General features: G+C 43.1%; 19 protein-coding genes and 4 tRNA genes. 4 read left to right on the top strand and 19 right to left on the bottom strand.

The window, feature by feature from the left end:
• Positions 1–432 precede the first annotated feature (432 nt).
• The gene (locus ACUM5Y_RS10805; protein WP_445976875.1) at positions 433–1,317 is read right to left on the bottom strand and encodes a LysR family transcriptional regulator; all 885 of its coding nucleotides are present in this window, start codon (positions 1,315–1,317) and stop codon (positions 433–435) included.
• Positions 1,318–1,454: 137 nt separating this feature from the next.
• Here ACUM5Y_RS10805 and ACUM5Y_RS10800 point away from each other — a divergent pair, with 137 nt between their 5' ends.
• On the top strand, positions 1,455–2,234 hold the full coding sequence (locus ACUM5Y_RS10800; RefSeq protein WP_445976874.1) for a HalD/BesD family halogenase: 780 nt from the start codon (positions 1,455–1,457) through the stop codon (positions 2,232–2,234).
• A 57-nt stretch (positions 2,235–2,291) separates the two neighbouring features.
• Here ACUM5Y_RS10800 and ACUM5Y_RS10795 read toward each other — a convergent pair whose 3' ends face one another.
• Genes ACUM5Y_RS10795 through ACUM5Y_RS10785 form a run of 3 tightly spaced genes read right to left on the bottom strand, consistent with a single transcriptional unit; the run spans position 2,292 to position 5,547 of the window.
• Positions 2,292–3,464: a sodium ion-translocating decarboxylase subunit beta gene (locus ACUM5Y_RS10795; protein WP_445976873.1), complete on the bottom strand. Its 1,173-nt coding sequence runs from the start codon at positions 3,462–3,464 to the stop codon at positions 2,292–2,294.
• 17 nt (positions 3,465–3,481) lie between these two features.
• The gene (gene oadA, locus ACUM5Y_RS10790; RefSeq protein WP_445976872.1) at positions 3,482–5,266 is read right to left on the bottom strand and encodes a sodium-extruding oxaloacetate decarboxylase subunit alpha; all 1,785 of its coding nucleotides are present in this window, start codon (positions 5,264–5,266) and stop codon (positions 3,482–3,484) included.
• A 23-nt stretch (positions 5,267–5,289) separates the two neighbouring features.
• Positions 5,290–5,547, bottom strand: a complete 258-nt coding sequence (locus ACUM5Y_RS10785) for an OadG family protein (protein WP_445976871.1) — start codon at positions 5,545–5,547, stop codon at positions 5,290–5,292.
• Positions 5,548–5,772: 225 nt separating this feature from the next.
• Here ACUM5Y_RS10785 and ACUM5Y_RS10780 point away from each other — a divergent pair, with 225 nt between their 5' ends.
• Entirely contained in the window at positions 5,773–6,702 is a 930-nt protein-coding gene (locus ACUM5Y_RS10780) for a tRNA dihydrouridine synthase (protein ID WP_445976889.1), read from the top strand.
• Positions 6,703–6,778: 76 nt separating this feature from the next.
• Here ACUM5Y_RS10780 and ACUM5Y_RS10775 read toward each other — a convergent pair.
• The 9 genes from ACUM5Y_RS10775 to ACUM5Y_RS10735 all read right to left on the bottom strand — a co-directional run bounded on the left by ACUM5Y_RS10775 (position 6,779) and on the right by ACUM5Y_RS10735 (position 14,221).
• Positions 6,779–6,855: transfer RNA gene (locus ACUM5Y_RS10775), tRNA-Arg, on the bottom strand.
• A gap of 59 nt (positions 6,856–6,914) precedes the next feature.
• A tRNA-Arg gene (locus ACUM5Y_RS10770) sits at positions 6,915–6,991 on the bottom strand.
• 59 nt (positions 6,992–7,050) lie between these two features.
• Positions 7,051–7,127, bottom strand: a tRNA-Arg gene (locus tag ACUM5Y_RS10765).
• 61 nt (positions 7,128–7,188) lie between these two features.
• Positions 7,189–7,278: transfer RNA gene (locus ACUM5Y_RS10760), tRNA-Ser, on the bottom strand.
• A gap of 72 nt (positions 7,279–7,350) precedes the next feature.
• Complete coding sequence (csrA, locus tag ACUM5Y_RS10755) at positions 7,351–7,536, bottom strand: carbon storage regulator CsrA (protein ID WP_445976870.1); 186 nt, start codon at positions 7,534–7,536, stop codon at positions 7,351–7,353.
• Between the two features lie 141 nt (positions 7,537–7,677).
• A complete protein-coding gene (locus ACUM5Y_RS10750) occupies positions 7,678–8,919 on the bottom strand; it encodes an aspartate kinase (RefSeq protein WP_445976869.1) in 1,242 nt (413 codons plus the stop codon).
• Between the two features lie 96 nt (positions 8,920–9,015).
• Positions 9,016–11,640 (bottom strand): alanine--tRNA ligase, encoded by a 2,625-nt coding sequence (alaS, locus tag ACUM5Y_RS10745; protein ID WP_445976868.1) that lies wholly within the window; start codon positions 11,638–11,640, stop codon positions 9,016–9,018.
• A 211-nt stretch (positions 11,641–11,851) separates the two neighbouring features.
• The gene (gene alr / locus ACUM5Y_RS10740; RefSeq protein ID WP_445976867.1) at positions 11,852–12,952 is read right to left on the bottom strand and encodes an alanine racemase; all 1,101 of its coding nucleotides are present in this window, start codon (positions 12,950–12,952) and stop codon (positions 11,852–11,854) included.
• A 15-nt stretch (positions 12,953–12,967) separates the two neighbouring features.
• Positions 12,968–14,221: a D-amino acid dehydrogenase gene (locus tag ACUM5Y_RS10735; protein ID WP_445976866.1), complete on the bottom strand. Its 1,254-nt coding sequence runs from the start codon at positions 14,219–14,221 to the stop codon at positions 12,968–12,970.
• Between the two features lie 193 nt (positions 14,222–14,414).
• On the opposite strand from ACUM5Y_RS10735, the gene ACUM5Y_RS10730 reads away from it, so the two are divergent.
• Together ACUM5Y_RS10730 and ACUM5Y_RS10725 are read left to right on the top strand one after the other, a co-directional pair.
• The gene (locus ACUM5Y_RS10730) at positions 14,415–14,870 is read left to right on the top strand and encodes a regulatory protein RecX (protein WP_445976865.1); all 456 of its coding nucleotides are present in this window, start codon (positions 14,415–14,417) and stop codon (positions 14,868–14,870) included.
• A gap of 30 nt (positions 14,871–14,900) precedes the next feature.
• Positions 14,901–15,791 (top strand): DMT family transporter, encoded by an 891-nt coding sequence (locus ACUM5Y_RS10725; RefSeq protein WP_445976864.1) that lies wholly within the window; start codon positions 14,901–14,903, stop codon positions 15,789–15,791.
• On the opposite strand, the gene ACUM5Y_RS10720 is transcribed toward ACUM5Y_RS10725, so the two are convergent.
• The 6 genes from ACUM5Y_RS10720 to ACUM5Y_RS10695 all read right to left on the bottom strand — a co-directional run bounded on the left by ACUM5Y_RS10720 (position 15,792) and on the right by ACUM5Y_RS10695 (position 23,649).
• Positions 15,792–17,357: a coiled-coil domain-containing protein gene (locus ACUM5Y_RS10720; RefSeq protein ID WP_445976863.1), complete on the bottom strand. Its 1,566-nt coding sequence runs from the start codon at positions 17,355–17,357 to the stop codon at positions 15,792–15,794.
• A 380-nt stretch (positions 17,358–17,737) separates the two neighbouring features.
• Entirely contained in the window at positions 17,738–18,550 is an 813-nt protein-coding gene (locus ACUM5Y_RS10715; protein ID WP_445976862.1) for an SDR family NAD(P)-dependent oxidoreductase, read from the bottom strand.
• A 356-nt stretch (positions 18,551–18,906) separates the two neighbouring features.
• Complete coding sequence (locus ACUM5Y_RS10710; protein WP_445976861.1) at positions 18,907–20,685, bottom strand: hypothetical protein; 1,779 nt, start codon at positions 20,683–20,685, stop codon at positions 18,907–18,909.
• Between the two features lie 2 nt (positions 20,686–20,687).
• A complete protein-coding gene (locus ACUM5Y_RS10705) occupies positions 20,688–21,506 on the bottom strand; it encodes a hypothetical protein (RefSeq protein WP_445976860.1) in 819 nt (272 codons plus the stop codon).
• Positions 21,507–22,004: 498 nt separating this feature from the next.
• Positions 22,005–23,060 carry a recombinase RecA gene (recA, locus tag ACUM5Y_RS10700; RefSeq protein WP_445976859.1) on the bottom strand — a complete coding sequence of 352 codons (1,056 nt, stop codon included), beginning with the start codon at positions 23,058–23,060 and terminating at the stop codon, positions 22,005–22,007.
• Positions 23,061–23,148: 88 nt separating this feature from the next.
• The gene (locus ACUM5Y_RS10695; protein WP_445976858.1) at positions 23,149–23,649 is read right to left on the bottom strand and encodes a CinA family protein; all 501 of its coding nucleotides are present in this window, start codon (positions 23,647–23,649) and stop codon (positions 23,149–23,151) included.
• Positions 23,650–23,670 lie beyond the last annotated feature (21 nt).

Genomic DNA, 23,670 nt, shown 5'->3' with positions numbered 1-23,670 from the left:
GAGCCATGATCAAACTCTTCAGTTAAAAAAGTTTGCTTACTCAAGTATCGAAACACTAACAATTTACTTATAAAGCGAATTGACGTGTTTGACGTCTCGTAAGACTTCAATTTTTTTGATCAACCTCTAACAAAAGCTAGTAAGTCGATCTTCTGAAGTCTCCAGCGAGCGCCCACACAAATTATCTGATTATCTATTTTAAAGAGCGTTGCCGTTACACTTAAGCTGCTTCGTTTCTCTTAAAGAGTGAAGCCCTGTCCGTGTCAGCGAGGGCGTATATTAAGGATCTACAGATTTAGTGCAAGTGTTTTCTGCAATTAATTGTATTTTTAAGCTAATAATTTCAAACGCTTAGATAATCGTACAAAGATTAGCCAAAAACACATTGATATGAGCATTTATTATACAAATTTATGCGTTTACCCCATCCGCTTAAAGCTTCACATCAAATAACAGCGCCATCATACGCCGACCATAGTGAGTCTCAACCGTTCGTTGAGGATAAACCAAATAGTAATCTTGCTTTAAGGGCAGCATGAGATCATTAACCTTAATTAGCGAACCCGATTTAAGCTCCGCCTGGATCAGTGACATCTGCCCTAACAATAACCCTTTACCTTGTATTGCCGCTTCTACTGCAAGATTTGTTAGATTAAGTGTTGGTCCCTTAGCCACTTTACGATCAGGCAGTCCCACTTCCCTTAACCAGTCCTGCCAACTAGGCAATGCATCATTATCCTTTCCCCAATCCACATGGATCATAGGAAGAGTCAGTAACTGCTCCATATTATTACTGTCTATTTTTTCTAACAGGCTAGGGCTGGCAACGGCACATACAGAGTCGTTAAACAGCTCTTGCTTATGCTCATTTTGGTATCCATTGATCCCAAAACTTATACAGGCATCAACATCTTGATGGTTAAAATCCACCTTGCTATGACTCGCCTCAACCCGCACATCCACATCTTCGTGTTGCTCTAATATTTCATAGACCTTTGGCATTAGCCAATTACTGGCAATTGAAGGCAATGCAGCCACTTTAAAGACAGATTCCTGTTCTGCTGATTTAAGTTTTGCTTCACCTTGCTCTAAGCATACAAACGCCTGCTTAACATGAGGTAAATATTCCCGCCCTTGATGAGTTAACTGCACACCTGTGGATGAACGCTCAAGCAACTTAACCTGCAATCCTTCTTCCAATTGCTTTATTTGCTGACTGATTGCCGCGGAAGTAACACAAAGCTGTTCAGCTGCTCGTGCAAAACTGCCTAATTCTGCGGCTGTAATGAAAGCCTTTAAATTATTTAACGTTCGCACGCCACTTACACCCTTAAGCAAAACTTAATGCCCTGATAAAAAATTATTGTTACTCACTTACGATAAGATTAAGTAACCTGAAACTCTAGTTGGTTATTACATCTTTCAAATATATTGGTATATACAAGAGGCTATATATGTCATTAGATACCATCATTAATCAAGATTTGTACAGCATTGATGACTGCACATTTCAACAAGACTGTCGAAGCAAGCTCCAACAGGATGGCGCTCTAGTTTTGCCAAATTTCTTAACACCCCAATGTGTTCAACAAGTCGTGGAGGAAGGCAATTGCCAAAAACACTTAGCCTACTACACAGCAGACAGTCATAATGTTTACTTAAGAGATGAAGATCCAGAGTTTGCAAAAGAACACCCAAGAAACCGCTTAGTTGAATCATCTAAGGGCTGTATTACTGATGACTTCATTGCCAGCAACTCTCCACTTAGAAGCCTTTATGATGCGCCAACCTTTCGGAAATTTTTAGCTGAGGTTTTAGAAGAGCAGCAACTTTATAACTACGCGGATCCACTCTCCTCCATCAACCTACATTATGCAAGCGAAGGGCAAGAGCTTGGATGGCACTTTGATAACTCCTCCTTCGCCATTACTTTGTTATTGCAAAAGCCCAAGCAAGGTGGAAGCTTTCAGTACATTCCTAACATGCGTAATGCCGACCAAGCAGATATGAACTACACAGGTGTTGAAGCGGTACTCAATGATCAAGTAGCAGTACAGCAACTTGAAATAGACCCTGGTGCTTTAGTTCTTTTCCGCGGCAGAGATGCAATTCATCGTGTCACCCCCACGTTAGGAGATACAACTCGAATGCTTGTGGTGCTAGCCTACAACTCCGCCCCAGGGATTGAGTTATCTGAATCGGCAAGAATGACTTTTTACGGTCGCTTGAACTAACCAATAAAAAAGGCCGATGCATGACTGCATCGGCCTTGTCTTTCAAAGCTAAGAGCCTTAGCCCCCAACGTAACTCAACATCACACCGGCCGCTACTGCAGAGCCAATAACACCCGCAACGTTTGGACCCATTGCGTGCATCAACAAGAAGTTTTGCTTGTTTGCTTCCAAGCCAACTTTGTTAGCAACTCGCGCCGCCATAGGAACAGCAGATACACCCGCCGCACCGATAAGAGGGTTAATATCTTCAGCCGAGTACTTGTTCATAATCTTAGCCATAATAACACCGGAAGCTGTACCAATAGAGAAAGCTACCAGACCTAAGCCTAAGATCCCTAACGTCTCAACATTTAAGAAATCCGCTGAGCTAAGTTTTGAACCTACGCCCAAGCCTAAGAAGATAGTAACCGTGTTGATCAAAGCGTTTTGAGCAGTATCACTTAAACGATCCACTACGCCACACTCTTTCATTAAGTTACCGAAGCAGAACATACCTAGTAGCGGCGCAGCACTTGGCAAAAACATAGCCGCCAAGAAAATTACCACAAGAGGGAATATGATCTTCTCTTTCTTCGAAACCACTCGTAACTGAACCATTTTGATAGCACGTTCTTCTTTAGAAGTAAGCGCTCTCATGATTGGCGGCTGAATCAATGGAACCAATGCCATGTACGAATAGGCTGCAACCGCGATTGCACCCAATAAATCAGGAGCAAGTCGGCTGGCAACAAAGATCGCCGTCGGACCGTCAGCACCACCGATAATACCAATTGCCGCAGCATCCGCTAAAGTGAAGTCCATAATACCCGCAGCACCCAGTACCACCGCACCGATCACCGTTGCAAAGATACCAAACTGGGCCGCCGCACCGAGTAGAAGCGTTTTAGGGTTAGCTAGCATAGGACCAAAGTCCGTCATTGCCCCCACACCCATAAAGATCAACAATGGGAATAAACCCGTTTCAATACCACCATGATAGATGTAGTACTGAAGACCACCAGGGGAAACCAAGTGACCCGTCGCATCATAAACGGGAGCAGCCATAAAGCCAGCCCCGGGAATATTAACCATGACAGCACCTATACCAATAGGCAGTAACAACAAAGGTTCAAACCCTTTCTTCACGGCTAAAAAGATCAGTAGAAGACCCACACACATCATCACAAACTGGCCCAGCTCAAGCTGGTAAAAACCTGTATCATGAAGCAAATTTAGTAGCTTATTTTCCATCTCTAAATTTTCCTAGATTACAAAGTAAGAAGTGACTGACCCACTTGTACCGAGTCACCTTCTTTCACGTTAATGGAACCTATCACTCCTGATTTAGGCGCTGAGATTTCTGTTTCCATCTTCATTGCCTCTAGAATCATCACAGTATCACCTTCTGCAACCTGCTGACCCGGAGCCACTAGAACCTTGAAGATATTACCCGCAAGCGGTGATGGTACAGGTTCGCCACCAGATACAGGGGCTGGCTGAGCCGTTGCTGCTGGCGCCGCTGCACTCGCACCAGCTGGTTGGATTTGGCTAATATCGCCACCATCTGCCACTTCAACCACATAGCTTTGTCCAGAAACAGTAACGGTGTAGACACCCGCTTCAGTAGAGGTTTCTGTTGCACTGACCACATCATCAGCAGAAGGCACTGGTTCAAAGGCACTGGCATCGCCACGGTTTTGCAAAAATTTCAAACCGATTTGTGGGAACAAGGCATAAGTTAGGACATCATCAATACTGTCGTCTGTTAACTTAATATCTTTCTCTTTGGACAAACCAACAAGTTCTTCTGTCAATTTATCCATTTCAGGGGATAAAAGATCCGCAGGGCGACAAGTGATTGCCTCTTCTCCCGCTAACACACGCTCTTGTAGCTCTTTATTGAACTCTGCTGGCGCAGCGCCATATTCACCTTTAAGAATACCGGCTGTCTCTTTCGAGATAGATTTGTATCTTTCACCCGTCAAAACATTTAGTACCGCCTGAGTACCAACAATTTGAGACGTCGGAGTTACAAGAGGAATCAAACCTAAATCTTCACGCACTTTCGGAATTTCTTTTAGTACATCATCAAACTTATCGGCTGCGCCTTGCTCTTTTAGCTGACTTTCCATATTCGTCAACATGCCGCCAGGTACTTGTGCAATCAAGATACGAGAATCGGTACCACGTAGTGAACCTTCAAACTTGGCGTATTTTTTACGCACTTCTCTAAAGTAGGAAGCAATTTCTTCAAGCAAGGTGAGATCTAGCCCTGTATCACGATCTGTACCCTGTAATGCCGCCACAACAGATTCTGTTGCACTGTGACCATATGTCATCGACATAGAAGAGATTGCTGTATCAACTCGGTCAACACCGGCTTCAGCAGCTTTCAAGATAGTCATATCAGACAAACCAGAGGTTGCATGAGCGTGTAGATGCACTTCTAAGTGAGTTTGTGCTTTTAACAGGCTAACCAACTCGTAAGCATCGTATGGGGTTAAGATGCCAGACATATCTTTAATGGCAATGGAGTCAGCCCCCATGTCTTCCAATGTCTTAGCGTAATCTACCCAGTTCTGAGTCGTGTGCACACGGCTCTTAGTGTAAGAAATCGTACCCTGTGCATGCTTATCTTGGTTTTTCACCGCCTTAATGGCCGTTTCCAAGTTGCGCGGGTCATTCATGGCATCAAAAATACGGAAGACATCCACACCATTAACCGCAGCACGCTCAACGAATTTGTTTACCACATCGTCAGCATAGTGACGATAACCCAACAAGTTTTGACCTCGTAGCAACATTTGCTGAGGCGTATTTGGCATCACTTTTTTCAGTTCACGGATGCGCTCCCAAGGATCTTCACCGATATAACGGATACAGGAATCAAACGTCGCACCACCCCAAGATTCAAGTGACCAGTAGCCTACTTGATCCAATTTTTCTGCGATTGGCAGCATATCGTCAATACGCATACGAGTTGCAAACAATGATTGGTGCGCATCGCGCAAGACGACATCTGTTATACCCAGAGGTTGCTTAGGAGTTGTCATATTTCAGCCTCAGTTAGAAAATATTAATTAGTTTTTTTGTTTTGACGATGTTGATGCACGGCAGCAGTAATAACAGCTTTCAAATGCTCATCAACCCTAGTGTTGTTTGCCGCCAATGGCGCAGCAGGTGCCGCCGCTTCAGGAACCGGTGCATCAGGGAAAAAATGATTCAGTAAACGCGACATATAGGTTGTCGCAAAGATCAACAATATTAGGAATAGAAATACAAAGCCCATCCCTAATACCATTAACCCGATACCGTCTTCTAACAATCCAGTCATAGTTTTTATACCTTTTCGCTTGCCTTGTTTGTCCGCGGTGAATGTGCTCATATGCACACTCACAGATACTGTTTTTGATTTATGCTAATTTTTACCACAAACCAGAACAGTTTGACATTTTTTTTACATAACAGTTTAACTTATTTCGTGAACATTCCACCTAAATCGACAAAAATCTTGAACCCACCCCCGCAAAAAACTCACATAACACTTGCTGTCGCGCCAATGGAGGGCGTCATGGACCACACCATGCGCAGACTGTTATCGCAAGTTGGCGGCATGGACTATCTAGTATCGGAGTTTGTACGCGTCTCCCAATACGCCATTCCTAGCCATACTTTTAAGCGCCTCGTCCTTGAAAATCAGGATCAGGCCAGAACCGCCCACAACCACCCTGTTTACACTCAATTATTAGGCAGCAACGCCGAGCTCATGGCTCAAAGTGCACTGGCCGCCAGCGAAGCTGGGGCGACTCATATTGACATCAACTTTGGCTGCCCTGCGAAACGAGTTAATGGCCATGGAGGCGGCTCTGTTCTGCTTCAGGATCCAAACATCCTCCATGAGATAATGCACGCCACGAGAGAAGCTTTGCCAAGCCATATTCATTTGTCCGCCAAAATACGCCTAGGCTACGAAGACGAAGAACGTCTATTTGATAATGTGGCCGCCATAGAAAGCGCAGGAACAGAAAAGCTCACCGTTCATGGCAGAACCAAAGTAGATGGCTACAAACCACCGGCTCGCTGGGAAAAAATAGGACAGATACAAGACAGAACAAAAATGGAGGTAGTGGCGAACGGTGACATCGTTGACATTGACTCCCTACTTAGATGTCAGGCCATTACAGGCTGCCAACACTTTATGATAGGTCGCGGCTCGCTCAACAATCCATTCGTTTTTCAGGAAATCCGCTCTCATTTAGCGGGCAAAGATGTACTTCCACAACAGCAACTCGTTGAATTGTTTTTGGATTACAGCCAACAACTGCAACAAGAGTACGATGAGGTGGCAACGCTTGGGCGCCTAAAACAATGGTGTGGGCATTTACGTTTTAACTTTCCAGTCATTAAAACAAACTTACAGTCATTGAGACGCTGCCAATCAACACAGGCACTGAATCAGCTGATCAAAGAATTACTAGAAACGAGATAAAAGAATCGAAATAAGCTTCAGAAAACAAGGATGTTTTTTAGAGAGATTTTTCAAAGAGATATAAAACAAGAAGAGATGGTGCACCCGAGAGGATTCGAACCTCTGACCGCTCGGTTCGTAGCCGAGTACTCTATCCAGCTGAGCTACGGGTGCGTAACTACATAATCTTTTTTGAAAACCTAAGGAAGGATAACGCCTAAGGAGTTTTGAAATGGTGCACCCGAGAGGATTCGAACCTCTGACCGCTCGGTTCGTAGCCGAGTACTCTATCCAGCTGAGCTACGGGTGCGCAACTTCAAATTTGATTAGTAACTTAAGATGGTAGAACACCCTAAGTGAATACTGAAATGGTGCACCCGAGAGGATTCGAACCTCTGACCGCTCGGTTCGTAGCCGAGTACTCTATCCAGCTGAGCTACGGGTGCGTAACTACTTTTCAGTATCTTTTGAAACCTAGGAGGATAGCCCTAACTTTCAAACTTGAAATGGCGGAGAGTGAGGGATTCGAACCCTCGATGAGTGTTAACCCATACACCCTTAGCAGGGGCGCGCCTTCAGCCACTCGGCCAACTCTCCAAACAAGTGCGGCGTAGTATATACTGCTTAACCGCTATGTAAAGCCCTTAAATTAAATTTTTTTAAAAAATTTTAATTTTCTAGAACTTCGTCTTGTTCTTTCTGAATGCGAAGATAAATTTCTTCACGATGCACAGAAACATCTTTAGGGGCATTAATACCAATGCGCACCTGATTACCTTTAACACCTAGCACGGTAACAGAAACTTCGTCACCAACCATTAGAGTTTCACCAACTCTGCGAGTAAGAATAAGCATAACAATATCTCCCTGTGAGATTAATTAATTTTCAATCAATCGACTTGATCTCAAAATTATGTAGGAAATTCCCTACAAGAGATATTGTATCTTTTATACTCTGGTTAATCTATATCTTTAACAAAAGTAGACAAAAGCCTACTAAGACTCACTAACTTCCATGCTAGCGTCACTCAGCTTGAAAGCTGAATGAAGGGCACGAACCGCTAACTCCATGTATTTTTCATCAATAATAACAGACACTTTAATCTCAGAAGTAGAGATTAGCTGGATGTTAATTGACTCGTCAGCCAAGGCACGGAACATGCTACTTGCCACACCAGCATGAGAACGCATACCCACACCAACGATGGACACTTTGGCTATCTTGGCGTCGGACAACACGTCGCGTGCACCTAGCTCTTTCTCTATGCTTTTTAGGATAGCCAACGCCTGCTCGTATTCATTACGATGCACAGTGAAGGTAAAGTCAGTCGTACCATCAGCTGAAACATTTTGCACTATCATGTCTACTTCAATGTTGGCGTCACTGATCGGGCCTAGAATGCGCGATGCAATACCCGGAATGTCTGGCACACCTTTAAGGGTCAATTTGGCTTCATCACGGTTAAATGCAATACCAGAAACAGCAGGCTGCTCCATATCTTTATTCCCCTCAGTTGTAATCAATGTACCTTCTCCATCTTCAAAACTCGACAATACACGCAGTGGCACCTGGTATTTACCCGCAAACTCAACTGAGCGTATTTGCAATATCTTTGACCCTAAACTGGCCATTTCTAACATTTCTTCAAACGTAATTTTGTCTAAACGACGGGCGCTGTCCACGACTCTAGGGTCAGTGGTGTAAACACCATCCACATCGGTATAGATCTGACACTCATCCGCTTTCAGCGCGGCCGCCAAAGCAACCCCAGTCGTATCTGAGCCACCACGACCAAGGGTGGTGATGTTGCCGTTTTCATCTGCGCCTTGGAAGCCCGCAACTACAACGACTCGACCCGCGGTTAGATCCGCTTGCATGGCTTCCGTATCAATATGTTGAATACGCGCTTTGGTATGGGCGCTGTCAGTAGTAATTCGTACTTGAGAGCCGGTGTAAGAGCGCGCATCTAAGCCGCGCTTCATTAATGCCATAGAAAGCAAAGCGATCGTCACTTGCTCACCAGTAGACAGCAAAACGTCCATTTCTCTTGGACTCGGTGTTGCCGTTACCTCTTTTGCTAAAGCGATCAAACGGTTCGTTTCACCACTCATGGCAGAAACGGCCACCACGATGTCATCACCGTTTTGCTTATGCTTTAGTACGCGATCTGCGACTGCTTCGATACGCTCAATTGTGCCGACCGAAGTACCACCATATTTTTGAACCAACAACGCCATAGTCTTGTTACCTATACTGAAAGCGCACCGACAAAAGAGCCCCTTTTAATCGGGGCTACTTGTCGGCATTTTTTAAAACCATTAAAGAAAAAGTGTCTAACCAGAGACTTTTTCAGCTACCCAAGCTGGTACTAGGGCCAATGCTTCAGGCAAAGCCGCAGGATTATTACCACCCGCTTGCGCCATGTCTGGACGACCACCACCTTTACCATCAACCAAAGGTGCTACCATTTTAATCAAATCACCTGCTCTTACTTGCTTGGTCAATTCTTTCGTTACCCCAGCAATCAAGCTCACTTTATCGGCATTTACAGCGGCTAATAAAATCACCGCAGATTCCAACTTACTCTTCAGCTGATCCAACAAATCACGAAGTTCTTTCGGATCGTTCACCTCAACCTGAGCAACCAACAACTTGCCACCAGCAATATCAGTCGCCTGAGAAGCCAAATCTGCACCAGCCAAAGCCGCCATTTTACCTTTTAGAACATCCAACTCTTTTTGCAAGCTACGGGCTTGTTCGTTTAGAGCAGACACTTTATCCAGTGCATTGTCTTTATTACCTTTCACCAAACTTGCTACGCTTGTCAGCACGGCTTCTGTCTGGCGGGTATAATCAATCGCCGCTTTACCCGTTAGAGCTTCGATACGACGTACACCAGCGGCGATACCACCTTCGGATACAATCTTAAACATACCGATATCACCAGTGCGCTTAACGTGAGTACCACCACACAATTCGATGGAGTAATCAGCACCCATGGTTAACACACGCACTTCGCTGTCGTATTTTTCACCAAACAAGGCCATAGCGCCTTTTTGCTTCGCCGCTTCAATGTCCATGATGTCGGTATCAACAGAACGGTTCATGCGAATTTGCTCATTCACCATGTCTTCAATCTGCTCAATCTCAACCGCGGTGACGCCTTCGAAATGAGAGAAGTCGAAACGTAAACGCTCTGCATTAACCAAAGAGCCTTTCTGAGTAACATGCTCACCCAACACACGACGCAAAGCTTCATGCATCAAGTGGGTAGCAGAGTGGTTCAAAGTCGTTGCCATACGCATCGTACGGTCCACTTCACCTGTTACCAAATCACCAACAGACAAGCTACCTTCTTTTAACTCGCCTTGGTGCAGATGCGCCTTAGCTTGCTTAGTCGTATTGCTTACTTTAAAGGCACCAGCGCCACGCAACCAACCTTGATCACCTACCTGACCACCGGACTCACCGTAGAAAGGCGTTGATTTCAAAATGATCGCAGCAGATTGACCCGCTTCTAACGTATCGACGTAAGCACCATCCACCAAGATGGCTTCGATTTCACATTGACCTTGCAGGTGATCATAGCCAGTAAACTCGGTCACCGACTCTAGTTTCACACTACCAGACATATCCATAGAGAAGTTGCTGGCTGAACGTGCTCTTGCACGCTGAGCGTCCATTGCCGCTTCAAAACCCGCCTCATCTATTTCTAGGCTATTTTCACGGGCCACATCATTGGTTAAATCTGCAGGAAAACCATAGGTGTCATAAAGTTTGAAGACGGTTTCACCAGGAATGGTTTTCTCATCACCCAGCTGACCAATAGCTTCTTCAAGAATTTTCATGCCTTGATCAAGGGTTTTCGCAAACTGCTCTTCTTCTTTTAGCAAGATAGAAGCAACACGATCTTTCAGCTTACGAAGTTCTGGGTAAGCTTCACCCATTTCAGCATCCAGAGCGTCCACCAGCTTATGGAAGAACACGCCTTTCTGGCCCAATTTGTTACCGTGACGTACCGCACGACGCACAATACGACGCAATACGTAACCACGCCCTTCATTAGAAGGAATTACCCCATCCACAATCATGAAAGAACAAGAGCGAATGTGGTCGGCAATAACACGCAAAGATTGCGATTCAAGGTCTTCTGTACCAACCGCTTTAGCTGACGCCGCAATAAGGTTTTGGAACAAGTCGATTTCGTAGTTGCTGTGCACCCCTTGAAGAATGGCGGCAATACGCTCTAAGCCCATCCCCGTATCAACAGACGGCTTTGGTAACGGTGCCATGGTGCCATCAACAGAACGGTTGAACTGCATGAAGACCACGTTCCAGATCTCGATAAAGCGGTCGCCATCTTCTTCAGGAGAACCTGGAGGCCCACCCCAAATGTGCTCACCATGATCATAGAAAACTTCAGAACAAGGACCACATGGGCCAGTATCGCCCATCGCCCAGAAGTTGTCAGACTGGTAACGACCACCTTTGTTGTCGCCAATGCGAATGATCTTTTCTTTTGGCAAGCCGATATTTTGGTGCCAAAAATCAAACGCTTCATCATCGTCTGCATAAACGGTTACCAAAAGCTTTTCTTTTGGTAGCTTCAACACTTCTGTTAGAAACTCCCAAGCATAGCTGATGGCTTCTTGCTTAAAGTAATCACCAAAACTGAAGTTACCCAACATTTCAAAGAAAGTATGGTGACGAGCTGTGTAACCAACATTCTCTAGATCATTATGTTTACCACCAGCACGCACACAACGCTGAGAGGTTGTCGCTCGGCTATAAGGGCGTAGGTCTTCCCCTAGAAAAACGTCTTTAAACTGCACCATACCGGCGTTAGTAAACAGCAAGGTTGGGTCGTTGGCAGGGATCAAGGAGCTTGAGCTCACAACTTGATGCTGCTTACTTTCGAAAAAGGATAAAAATGACTGGCGTAACTCAGAACTCTTCATAATGGGATGAGTCTCTATCTCTGTAATGTCTAGACAAATTGGATTGCGAGATTGGCCTATTTAACGCAGCCAATACGGGGCAATGAAAAGCACAAAATAATACACGCTTAGGATGGGTATTTTCAAAAGAAACCGTAGAATTTTTAGGCTTATTTTGTATAAAGCTTAAACAAAAGCGTCTTTCAAGGGAAAAAGACGCTTTTAACACACGTTAAGACTTAGGTTTTGTCTCTGTGATATAACGATAATGAGGTCTTGATGTCATACGTGTTACCAGCTCATAACCGATCGAACTGGCATAATCAGCCACTTCTTCAACTGGCACACCCTGCCCCCAGATCACGACTTCCTGACCAATAGCAAGAGGCTGATTGTTCTGTCGGTATTTAACCGTGATCATATCCATTGACACCCGCCCCACTAGACTGGCTTCTTGACCGTCTATGGTAAGCGGAGCACCCGTTTGCGTATGGCGAGGGTAACCATCCCCATAACCTATGGCAACAGTTGCCAAGTCATGATCTTCTTGAGCTTCGTAAGAGTAACCATAGCCAACTTTATCGCCCTTTTTCACCTGACGAACTGAAATCACTTTTGACGTTAGATTCATCGCTGGCACTAAACCAAGCTGTTCACCACTTATACCTGCAAAAGGAGAAATGCCGTACAACATGATGCCCGGACGAATCCAGCCACCTTCAGGGATCATCCATTTCATAATGGCAGCAGAGTTCGCCACACTGGCTTCTATGCCCCCAATACGACGACGCACCTGTTCAAAAAAGCGCAATTGCTCAAGGGTTGCACCATCCGACAAGTCATCAGCACAAGCAAAATGCGTCATCAGGAGAACTTCATCGACCAAGCCAGACTCTTTCAGCTTCTCTACCATGCTGGCAGCGCCTAATTCATCGGTTCCTAAACGATGCATGCCGGTATCCAGTTTAACGAACACCTTGCCAACTTTAGCTTGGCTTTCCAGCAACCAAGCAAGTTGCTGCTCGTTTTCTATGGCTGCCCAAAAACCGTGCTGCTCGCAAAGCGCCCATTCTTGCGCCTCAAAAACACCTTCCAGCAACATTACTGGGGATTTAATTTCAGCTTCGCGCAAGGCCAAAGCCTCTTCTATCGCAGCCACTGCAAAGGCATCGACTTCTTCATCAAGGTGCTGAGCGACTTTCACCGCGCCATGGCCATAAGCGTTACTTTTTACGACAGCAAACGCTTTACTTGTTGGCTGTAATTTTTTTGCATAACGGTAGTTTTGTAGAATTGCATTTAGATCTACCGTTGCAGTGAGTGGCCGAGCCATTTTTACCCCTTAAATTTAGTTATAACGTGTAACAGCTAACGCTTGAGAATCAATTTCCGTGTTATTGCCTGCAATGATATCGGCAATCACAGCGCCAGAGCCACAGCTCATCGTCCAACCCAATGTGCCATGACCAGTGTTTAGGTAAAGACCCTTCACACTCGAAGCGCCAATCACAGGCGTGCCATCTGGCGTCATCGGGCGTAACCCTGTCCAATATTCTGCTTGGGCAAGATCACAACCTTGACCAAATAAGTCAGAAACCACATGACGAATGGTTTCAGTACGCGACTTGGGTAATTCAAGATTGTAACCATTTAATTCAGCCGTACCGGCAGCACGAATACGACCTCCAAGGCGTGTTACCGCAACTTTATAGGTTTCATCCATTACCGTGGAGATAGGGGCAAAAGAGTCATCAGAAATTGGCACCGTCAATGAATAGCCTTTCACTGGGTAGACAGGAATATTAACATCGCATGCTTTTAACAGAGCTTTCGAGTAACTTCCCAAACACACCAGAACCGTATCAAATTCTTGTAAGCCAGCCCCCGTATGAACACCTGTTACTTTTCCATGTTGAACTTCTAGGGCATTAATATCGGTAGAGAATTGGAACTTCACTCCTAAGGATTCACAAGTCTTCTGCAAAGACTGACAAAAGCTAAAGCAATCGCCTGTTTCATCACCTTTAAGGCGCAAACCACCGGCAAGCTTGTGCTCAACTGGAGACAAGCCAGTTTCTACCTGCACAATTTGCTCTGGTGTGAGTACCTCATAAGGTACATTAAGAGCCTTCAATACTTTAATGTCCTTCTCAGCGGCTTCCACTTGCACATCTGTACGGAACAGTTGTAGCGTGCCCAACTGGCGATCATCGTATTGAATGCCAATATCTTTTCGCAGAGCAATGAATTGGTCACGGCTGTACTCGGCTAGGGCCATCATACGTGATTTATTCACGTTGTAGCTTTCAGCATTACACTGAGCCAGCATTTTACCGATCCACTTAAGCTTCTCAACTTCAGGCGTCATGCTGACTTTTAGTGGTGCGTGTTTCTGCATAAGCCACTTAACCGCTTTAAAAGGCACGCCAGGAGCAGCCCAAGGAGCAGAGTAACCCGGAGAGATCTGTCCCGCATTGGCAAAGCTGGCTTCTAAAGCTACCCCTTCTTGGCGCTCAATCACGGTGACATCAAAGCCTTTTTTCGCCAAGTAGTACGCCGAAGTCAGTCCAATAACGCCAGCACCCAATACACAAACACGCATAGAGAAACCTCAATATAAGTAAAGTAATTTCGACTATTCTTTCATAGCATTAACAGGATTATCATCTTATTTTTACAATATATAAAGATATTAAAACCATTAAATTAAGATTATAAGGTTTTATGCACTACCCATATAAAAGCAGTAATATTCCAACTAGTGCTAGAATCTGCCGCTTGTTAGGAGAGACAAAATGACGCCCCCTACACTTACTGTTTTTGACCAGGCTTTAGCCCTACTTAGCCACAGAGAACACGCCAGCAAAGAACTGAAGCAAAAGCTCAAGCAAAGGGGCTATCAAGCTGCTGAAATTGACGACGTTTGCTTGCGACTCCTCGACATGAACTACCTCAATGATGACCGATTCTGTGAAATCTTTGTGCGCAGCAGATCCCAAAAACCTTTGGGTCCTCAACGCATCCTGCAAGAACTGATCCAAAGAGGGATAAATACAGAACAAGCCAAACAAGCCATTCAAAATTGTGAAGCTGACTGGTTCGAGCTGGCTAAGCAATTAAAAGATAGACGCTTTGGTGAAAGCCGCTACCAAGACTACAAAGAGAAAGCTAAGCAGATGCGTTACTTGCAATATCGCGGCTTCGATTTCGACCAGATAAACTATGCCCTTACTGCAAGTGCAGAAGACTAACGCCCTCCTAGTAAACATTTGGAACACTTAATGAATAAAACTAACTTTATGATTCTGCTTACCCTATCCGCTATTTGGGGCAGTTCATTCTTATTCATGCGCATGGCCGCGCCGGTTTTAGGACCTGTCGTATTGATTGCCTTTCGCGTGGGCTTAGCCGCATTGTTTCTACTGCTAATCGCTCTCATGCTAAAAAAAGAGTTGGTGTTTTTCGCCAACTGGCGGCACTTTCTAACCTTAGGGACACTAAACGCAGGCGCCCCTTTCTTATGTTTGGCCTATGGGGCACAAACACTGTCAGCGTCGCTGCTTTCCATCATTAACGCCACCGCGCCAATTTGGGGAGCCATCATTGGTGCCATACTGCACAGATCTAAAGTTGATGTCACAACGGCAATTGGCCTAGCTCTGGGGGTGACTGGCGTCAGTGTCTTAGTGGGCAATGACAAGCTTATTGAACAAGATGGCGCCTTGCTGGCGATTTTTGTGGCATTAGGGGCGCCATTTTTTTACGGCATCGCCAGTCACTATGCTAAAAGCGCTAAAAAACTCGACTCTTTTGCCAATGCCAACGGTAGTATGTGGGGCGCATTTCTCCCTATACTACCCGCTGTGTATTTCTTCCCTGCCAGCACCACTCAAGTCAGCACTTCCGTGATCTTAGCGGTGTTACTCATAGGGGTCGTTTGCAGCGGTATCGCCTACTTACTGTTCTTTCGCCTAATTAGTGAAGTTGGACCAACCTCGGCGTTAACCGTGACTTTTCTAGTTCCAGTATTTGGGATTTTTTGGGGATGGTTTTTACTCGAAGAAGAAGTGGGGATTCACACTTTTATTGGTTCCTTCATCGTTATTTTCGGTACCGCGTTAGTGACCGGGTTTAACCCTTTCAAAAAAGCGGCAAAAGCCATTAGCTCCTAGTTATTGCTTATCTTCTTTGGACATAAGGGCGTTTAAATAACGCTCTTCCATGGCCACATAACGTGCTTGTACAGAGTCTATCTTACCTTCCAACTCGGTTACTTTTTCCGATAATTCTTGGGCTTCTGAGGACATTTCACTATCTGCCTGAGCTTTCTCTAAGCGCTGTAATTCCATCGCAAGCTCGTCATTCACCTCTCTGAGGTTTTCCTCTTCTTCCATGTCTTCACTGGTGGCTTCAACAGGCCCGGCATTGGCTTGATCCGCCGCCCCTTGCAGCTTTTGCTCTAAGTCTTCACGCACATCTCTGGCTTTGTCTAAATCCCTTTCCAGCATCTCCACATACAATTCGGACTCTTGCACCATGGTTCTTAAAGAGCTCAACTTAGTGGATTGTTCGGTTACAAACTGCTCAGACTCTTCACTTAAATCACCCTGATGCAATAGGTCTTCCATGCTACGCATTGCTTGATGTTCTTTCTCAAAAACGCCACGTAAATCATCACCATTTTTTTGTTTATCGAGCTGAGCTTTTTTCTGGTCTATGATCTCATCACGCTTAGCAGAGTCTATGTTTAAGTTGTATTTCACTCGGTTCATGCTTTCTAGTTTGGCCTCAAGCGCCTTAACCACACGACCACTTTCAAGCAAGGATTTTTCCAGCCGCACCATAGAAATATCGTACAAGCTAAGGTGGTTGTCTCCTTCTCCTTTAGCGGACTTATTGCTTTTAATCTTAGCTTTTAGCTCAGCAATGATGGCCTTTTGAGACGCCGCTAGGCCCTTTAAATCTTCAACTTTATAATCTAATTCAGTGCGCATCGAATTTAAGAAAGCGGACTCGTCCGTATCTTCCAAGAAGGCCTCTAGCGATTCTATATATTCTTCATCACTATTATCCTGCGCCTTAACTTCGATAAGGTGTTGCTTTAATCGGTCTGCCAATTCGTACATGCTGGCAATTTCAGTTCGTAATTGGGCTAGGGCTTTATCTAGCCCTTCTTCTTTGACCAACTTGGCTTGTAACTTATCTAACTCCGCATTCAAGGCAGAGGTAACATCGACCTCTTTAAAGACTTTCTGACTCGCTTCTTGCAAGATTCTATTAAGGTCTTTAAGCACTGCTTGATTCACTTTCAAACACTTAAATAGGGCATCGACTTCTTGCGCCTTATTTATCTTCTCCAGCACTTCATTAAATGCTGCAAGAGCATCCGCCACTTTGTCATGGGGAACAGAGTCTTCAATCAGCACTTTTTCAATATCCAAGAAGATCGACCAGCAGATTAAGGCATTTTCGCCCTGTTCGTCGGACTCTGGCAGCTCGGAGAGAAGTTGGAAACAAATGTTTTTTTGCTGCTCAATAAGGCTTAACCAACGCAGCTTATCTTCCGCGGATACCGCTTGTATATCTAAGCTGGATAAGTGTTTGGAGACAGGGTTTTCGTCTGCCTCAGATGGCTGGGCAGGGCTTTTCTTCAGTTTGAAATACCAAATAACTAGACATAACACCAAGATAGAAAAGGTGCCAGCTGCGCCAATCAGCCCCCATTGCCATATCAACATACTGCCCTACACCTTATTTTTAGAATGAACGTTATGGTAAAAATATAAAACGATGGAAGAAGAAAAGCCACCTAAGCCTTGCTCTAATCAGCCTTGCGGGCAGCGCAATCAGCTTTAATCCCCGACAAGCATTGCCTTTCGGTGAAAGCTCAATAAACCATTTTGACCTGCCATCAGGACGCCAGCGCGCCGTTTAAATAATTGCAAAGCCACCCAACCAGATAACACATTGCCTGCAGATGCACCCACAACGCCAAAAGATCAGATTGCCCCTTTTTAACCAGTGCTTTTAGGGATGGTCAAAAAGTCCAACGTAAATCGCCACCAACAGAGTATGTTTGTTGGTGGCGATTTTTTTGGTCAGTTTAAAACTGAAATAACTAAGCAACTATATAAGGGCGAATAATATTAATGATGGTCTGCTCAATCGTGGCAATTTTTTCTGCCTGCTCAGCATCTGGGTGAGGGGCTGTAAAACGGTTAATATCATTGTCGTAATATTTCCCTGTGGCGTCAGTAAACTCCTCCGACAAAGCGGCTTTAATCAGAATATCGGCGCCAATTTGCAAGTCGGTTCCTGCTACCCCATAGGCTTGTTCAACCATTTTACTGCCCAAAAAGGATTTAGGATTCACCGCGACAATCACGGGCCCTTGCGAACCTAATGACAAAGCTAATGAACGGCTCCACATGGTAAGTGCTAGTTTGCTTTTGGCATACACAGCATTGTCGGATTGAACGCTTGGTTGAATTAGCTCTTGTGCAGACAATGGCGCTTGTGCGGCAGAGGAAAGATTCACCACCCGAGCATCACTAGGCATGATGTCCAACAATTGCGTTGTCAGAAAATACGGCGCGATTGTATTCACCATAAAGCGAGTGTCTAGCCCATCCTTAGTGACCTTGTCATTGATCACAAACACCCCAGCATTGTTAATCAATACATCGATTTGTTGGTGATCACTTTTTACCTCTGCTACCAACTTCTGCAACTCTGCAAAGCTCGATAAATCCGCTTGATAGGCAAATAATCGCTCTGCTGCCGCAATGCTGGATAGCTCCTGTAGGACAGTTTTCAACTTGGCCTCACTGCGGCCATGCACCAACACTTTATGACCTAATTCAACCAGAGACTTAGCCGTTGCCAAACCTATACCGTCGGTTGAACCTGTAATTAGAATTGTCTTACTCATGGGGAAGTTCCTTAAATTGATAATTAAATGCTAACAATGAATAATTCAATTAGCCTTCCCTACATACTAGGTTAGTCTCAGTTCCTTTATTATCCGCAAAACAGAACAATGAGTTTTAAGTTTTTATTAACAATCAGCGTTTTCAGCTTTCCTCTAATGAGCTGGTTACCAAGCTCTGCAAGACTCAGTGATGGCGCTCTCGTCCTCGTTACTGCCCATAAAAACTAAAAAGCAGGCCTAAGCCTGCTTCTCTCAACGAATACTAGGTTTTAGAGATTAAAACTCTAGCTGATCCGCTTCAAAATTTGATCCATTTTAGCTTACGCCCCCTAACAAGCTAAAAAAGACAATATAATTCATGAAAAATAGCCCTTCAGGCTTTTAAAATAAGACAACTTGAAGTCTGAAGACTGTTTCTTTTCCTCAATAATTTTCTCATATGCCAAATCGAAATTAGAAATATCTTCTAACTTAAACCTTACATAAGACATATCATTTGAATTAAATATTTTTTTGTACGACAAAACCGATTTTATGGTTATTGTTTTATTAAAAAGAAAGTTAACTTCTGAATCTTCAAAAACAGCAGGAAGAGTTTTATAATCAACAAAGCTCTTCCTTTTAGATTTTCCAGAAAGCGATGAACTCTTTTCAACAAACACTTCACCATCATTCAATAGATAGTAATGCCCTACATCAAACCAAGACGCATAATGGGATACCGCTTGTACTTTCAGCTGCCCCATTTCATCCCCAACAACACTATCAATCTCTGACATCAAAAAGTCATATGAAGAACGATCAATTGATATATGAATCGAATCTGTATTCACGTAACAAACATCCAATCCTTTTATTTTTTTAAGCGTTTCTATTGTTTTGAAAATCTTCAGCTTTGATTTTGCTAAGACCTGAGTTGAAAAACTAAAAATTGTTCCCGCATTACTTAAATCTGGAAAAACAGCTTTATCATAATTTCTGAAACTTAAAATTTTAATTTTTTTCATTAGGGGTGAATATTTATAAAGAGTACAACCCTTTCCAAAAAAATCAACATTGAAAACATCCCCTATAGTCTTCAAAAAAACCTCACCAGTTTCAAAATCAATAGATTTAGTTTTTCGTATATTTGTTACACTATGCAAAGAAGCAAGCATAAACTTATAATATCTCTCCAGCTCTTTCTTTGACTCTTTTTTAGCTTTGATTCTTTTTTTATATAGTCGCTTAGACTCTTTATACAAAGGGTGCCCAACCTCTTTTAAAGATAGTAAAGCAGAATATATATAAACCTCTTCAAAAAATTTCGCATAGTATTTCAACTCGAAAAGAAACACTCTAACTTCTATCTCTGTGTTAGATTCAGATTCAAAACTCAGAGAAAGTCCTAGATTAGTACACTTAAAAGGATGATACTTATTAAAAAATTCTGAAGTTGGTTTCTTAAAAACCACATGATAAAAACCGGATTGAATAATCTTATCGGTATAGTTATCATTTATTTCTTTATGGTATATAGAAGATGGGTCTAAAAAATCCCCTTCCATACAATGAGAAAACATAGAATTGAAATCTAGAGCAATTACCAGCTTATCTTTTCTAAATTCACTAAACTTAAAAACCTCTTGGTATGGAGGCAAGTATGAATGCATAAAAATTTCATCATAGTTCGTTTTTAGTCTATGCTTCCTGTAGATTGTTTTTTTATTCTTACTCAAACTATTTTCATAAAAACCGTTTAAACTTACACCATACCTTAATAAAAGATTAATTTTCGATTTTAATACCTCGAAGCTAAACCCAAGATCATTAGAGTATTTAATATCACTAAATATTGGAAATGAACTTTCTAACGACTTCAAGCTCACCTTAAATAGAATAGACCATCTTAGAAGAAAACTAAATTCCTTATCTGTCAAAACAAAATACGTTCTTTTTGATTTCTTAGCTTCATTAAAAAAATCATCAAGAGTTTTTACGCTTCCATCAAAAACTTCATCACCATTTGTTGAAATTGGAAAAATTTCTTTTTTCTCACGCTTATTTTTAGGAGGAGGCATACTCAATATACGTCTATCAATATCAGATGACGATTTTAATTTTCCACCAAACCTAGAGCAAATAACTTTATTCATCACTACAGTATAAAATCTGAAATTGGTAAGTTTAGCTCGATATATATATCATTCTTATCTTTAGTTTTTGATAACCTTATCAGTTTATTTATGAACTTTCTGTAATTTTCGGGGAGATAAAAATATAGTGTATGTTGATACCTTGCTCCCCAGCTTTCAACATATACACTATTCGATTTCTCCACATAACCTGGAACTATATTCCTTACTTCTTTGGATTTTTTTAAATTCCGATCAAGTAGCATTATAAAACTTTTTAAATCTATCCTTTCAACTTCGCACTTCAAAAAATGAAGACGTATAATAGATAAAGTTTTTCTCATCACTTCTTTATCCATTTTAAGATAAGAATCCCTTCCATTTCTCACATCGTACTCGTGATGTATTTTTCGTTGAACCTCCCCCACTTTTTCGTAAGGAGTAAGGTCTTTTTCACAACCCAACATTTCAAAAAAATCACTTAATTCTTTTATAGAGATCACACTATCAAAAATACAAAATCCATTTAGATTCGATGAAACAACATCTGAAATATTATATCCACCACCAAAAACTCTTGAATATGATGTAGATATAGATTCTGACCTACAGTATCGAACAAGAGTCAACCTAATAACCTCAGGTGTTAAAATTTTTTTAAAAATTGAATCTAGCAACTCCAATGGAGAATAACTTAAATCATCATTTAAAGATATTCGATAAAATATATTATTAAAGTCTTCCTTGTTTAAAATTTTAGCAGAAAATTCATCCCCTTCTATCTCATCTTTAAATGGACCACCATAAACACCATCACATAAATAATTACTTTCATAACTCATATCAATATCCTATGGCAAAATCCCTAAAAAAATCATGTATAGGAAATCACTTTGTCTTCCCTAATATAAACGATAAATCCAATACAACTAAAACAGCATATTCCTATATAAAAACTTCATCAACACCATGGTAACCATTGACAAGCCAACAACTGCCAATTACATTGTGCCTAGCAGATGGGGGTATGATTAAATTCATATATTGCTACTAGAGTGTTTCACTCGCTGCTTCGCAGTATACAGTACTAAAGAATCTAAGATATTCTTGATTTTGAGCCTACCCCATCGGCTCTTTTTAACTTTATATCATCCAATAGAGGCATTTTAAGGTATCCAAAAACCTAATTTCATCTCAATTGGTAAGGTTAAATTACCTTGTTTAATGATAAAAATTAACAATTCAGCTTGCGCCCTTGCAATCGAGCCATATATTTACCTACAAAACAAAAAAAGCAGGCCTAAGCCTGCTTCTTCGCAACGAATACTAGGTTTTAGAGATTAAAACTCTAGTTGATCCGCTTCTTCTTTCTCTTCAGTTTTGTCTTCCGCTTTCTTTTTGCTTGGTAGCAAAGCTTCGCGGATTTTTTCTTCAACTTCTTGAGCGATTTCTGGGTTGTCTGCTAAGAATTGGGCAGCATTGGCTTTACCCTGACCAATCTTATTGCCAGCATAAGCATACCAAGCACCCGCTTTATCAATGAAGCCTTGCTTCACGCCAAGGTCAATCACTTCGCCCATGCGGTAGATACCAGCACCGTACATGATTTGGAATTCCGTTTGTTTGAACGGTGGTGCAACTTTGTTTTTCACCACTTTAACGCGGGTCTCGTTACCAATAACTTCATCGCCCTGTTTCACCGAGCCGATACGACGAATGTCCAAACGTACGGAAGAGTAGAATTTCAGTGCGTTACCACCCGTTGTTGTTTCTGGTGAACCGAACATAACACCGATCTTCATACGGATCTGGTTAATAAATACTACCAAGCAGTTAGCATTCTTGATGGAACCGGTTAGTTTACGCATGGCTTGAGACAACAAACGCGCCTGAACACCAACCGATGAGCTACCCATTTCGCCTTCGATCTCAGACTTAGGCACCAAGGCTGCAACAGAGTCAACAATGATCACATCAACACTGTTAGAACGTACCAACATGTCTACGATTTCTAGTGCTTGCTCACCCGTATCTGGCTGAGAGATCAGCAAGTCACCGATGTTGACCCCAAGTTTCTCTGCATAGGCAGGGTCCAAGGCGTGCTCAGCATCGATGAAGGCACAGGTTTTACCTTGTTTTTGCGCTTCCGCAATAACACTCAAGGTTAACGTTGTTTTACCAGAAGACTCAGGACCGTAGATTTCACAAATTCGGCCATAAGGAAGACCACCTGCACCCAACGCAATATCAAGACCTAAAGAGCCAGTCGATACCGTATCGATATCAAGCTTAGCGCCTTCATCCATTTTCATAATGGCGCCTTTACCGAACTGACGTTCAATTTGAGATAGAGCGGCGTCCAACGCCTTTTTCTTGTTGTCTGCAGTAGATGACATGATGTGATCCTTGTGGCTAATTTTCGTTGCTGGTAACTCTAGCGCTTTTTTTTGTGAATCTCAAGAAATACTGTATATAAAAACAGTATTATTTTGTATCGTTATTTAGCACTTGAGAAATGCCCTGTAACGCACTTAAAACGGTTTGCTCTCGCACCGCTTGTCGGTCTCCAGAAAATTGAAAACGCGTCACTATGGCATCACTGCCCAGCCTCTGCCAACCGATATAAACACAACCCACTGGCTTTTCTACAGAGCCGCCCCCTGGGCCTGCGACACCACTAACCGCAACCGCCACCTGCCCTCCTAATGCCAACGCCCCTTGACACATTTCACGCACCGTTGCTTCAGAAACCGCACCATGGGCAGCAAGGGTCGTCGGTCGCACTCCCAAGGCTCGTTCTTTGGCTTCATTGGCATAACTCATCACGCCGCCGAAAAACCAAGCGGAGCTGCCAGCTAGTTCCGTACACACGGCGCCAATCAAGCCACCGGTACAAGATTCAGCGGTTACTAATTGCAAATTTTGAGCCTGCAATAACTGACTGGCTTGCTCGGCTGCCAGAGTCATTTGTTGTATTTGCTTCATCTTATTTGTGATCCCTTAATT

It is taken from the genome of Marinomonas dokdonensis (assembly GCF_052747885.1).
Note: the sequence above shows the minus strand (reverse complement) of the source record. Positions and strands in the feature narration are given on the sequence as shown.

What these genes read in the sequence shown, in the direction of transcription:
- ACUM5Y_RS10800 (WP_445976874.1), top strand. Translation starts at nt 1,455, where the DNA reads ATGTCATTAGATACCATCATTAATCAAGATTTGTACAGCATTGATGAC.
- ACUM5Y_RS10795 (WP_445976873.1), bottom strand. Translation starts at nt 3,464, where the DNA reads ATGGAAAATAAGCTACTAAATTTGCTTCATGATACAGGTTTTTACCAG.
- oadA (WP_445976872.1), bottom strand. Translation starts at nt 5,266, where the DNA reads ATGACAACTCCTAAGCAACCTCTGGGTATAACAGATGTCGTCTTGCGC.
- ACUM5Y_RS10785 (WP_445976871.1), bottom strand. Translation starts at nt 5,547, where the DNA reads ATGACTGGATTGTTAGAAGACGGTATCGGGTTAATGGTATTAGGGATG.
- ACUM5Y_RS10780 (WP_445976889.1), top strand. Translation starts at nt 5,773, where the DNA reads ATGGAGGGCGTCATGGACCACACCATGCGCAGACTGTTATCGCAAGTT.
- csrA (WP_445976870.1), bottom strand. Translation starts at nt 7,536, where the DNA reads ATGCTTATTCTTACTCGCAGAGTTGGTGAAACTCTAATGGTTGGTGAC.
- ACUM5Y_RS10750 (WP_445976869.1), bottom strand. Translation starts at nt 8,919, where the DNA reads ATGGCGTTGTTGGTTCAAAAATATGGTGGTACTTCGGTCGGCACAATT.
- alaS (WP_445976868.1), bottom strand. Translation starts at nt 11,640, where the DNA reads ATGAAGAGTTCTGAGTTACGCCAGTCATTTTTATCCTTTTTCGAAAGT.
- alr (WP_445976867.1), bottom strand. Translation starts at nt 12,952, where the DNA reads ATGGCTCGGCCACTCACTGCAACGGTAGATCTAAATGCAATTCTACAA.
- ACUM5Y_RS10735 (WP_445976866.1), bottom strand. Translation starts at nt 14,221, where the DNA reads ATGCGTGTTTGTGTATTGGGTGCTGGCGTTATTGGACTGACTTCGGCG.
- ACUM5Y_RS10730 (WP_445976865.1), top strand. Translation starts at nt 14,415, where the DNA reads ATGACGCCCCCTACACTTACTGTTTTTGACCAGGCTTTAGCCCTACTT.
- ACUM5Y_RS10725 (WP_445976864.1), top strand. Translation starts at nt 14,901, where the DNA reads ATGAATAAAACTAACTTTATGATTCTGCTTACCCTATCCGCTATTTGG.
- ACUM5Y_RS10720 (WP_445976863.1), bottom strand. Translation starts at nt 17,357, where the DNA reads ATGTTGATATGGCAATGGGGGCTGATTGGCGCAGCTGGCACCTTTTCT.
- ACUM5Y_RS10715 (WP_445976862.1), bottom strand. Translation starts at nt 18,550, where the DNA reads ATGAGTAAGACAATTCTAATTACAGGTTCAACCGACGGTATAGGTTTG.
- ACUM5Y_RS10710 (WP_445976861.1), bottom strand. Translation starts at nt 20,685, where the DNA reads ATGAATAAAGTTATTTGCTCTAGGTTTGGTGGAAAATTAAAATCGTCA.
- ACUM5Y_RS10705 (WP_445976860.1), bottom strand. Translation starts at nt 21,506, where the DNA reads ATGAGTTATGAAAGTAATTATTTATGTGATGGTGTTTATGGTGGTCCA.
- recA (WP_445976859.1), bottom strand. Translation starts at nt 23,060, where the DNA reads ATGTCATCTACTGCAGACAACAAGAAAAAGGCGTTGGACGCCGCTCTA.
- ACUM5Y_RS10695 (WP_445976858.1), bottom strand. Translation starts at nt 23,649, where the DNA reads ATGAAGCAAATACAACAAATGACTCTGGCAGCCGAGCAAGCCAGTCAG.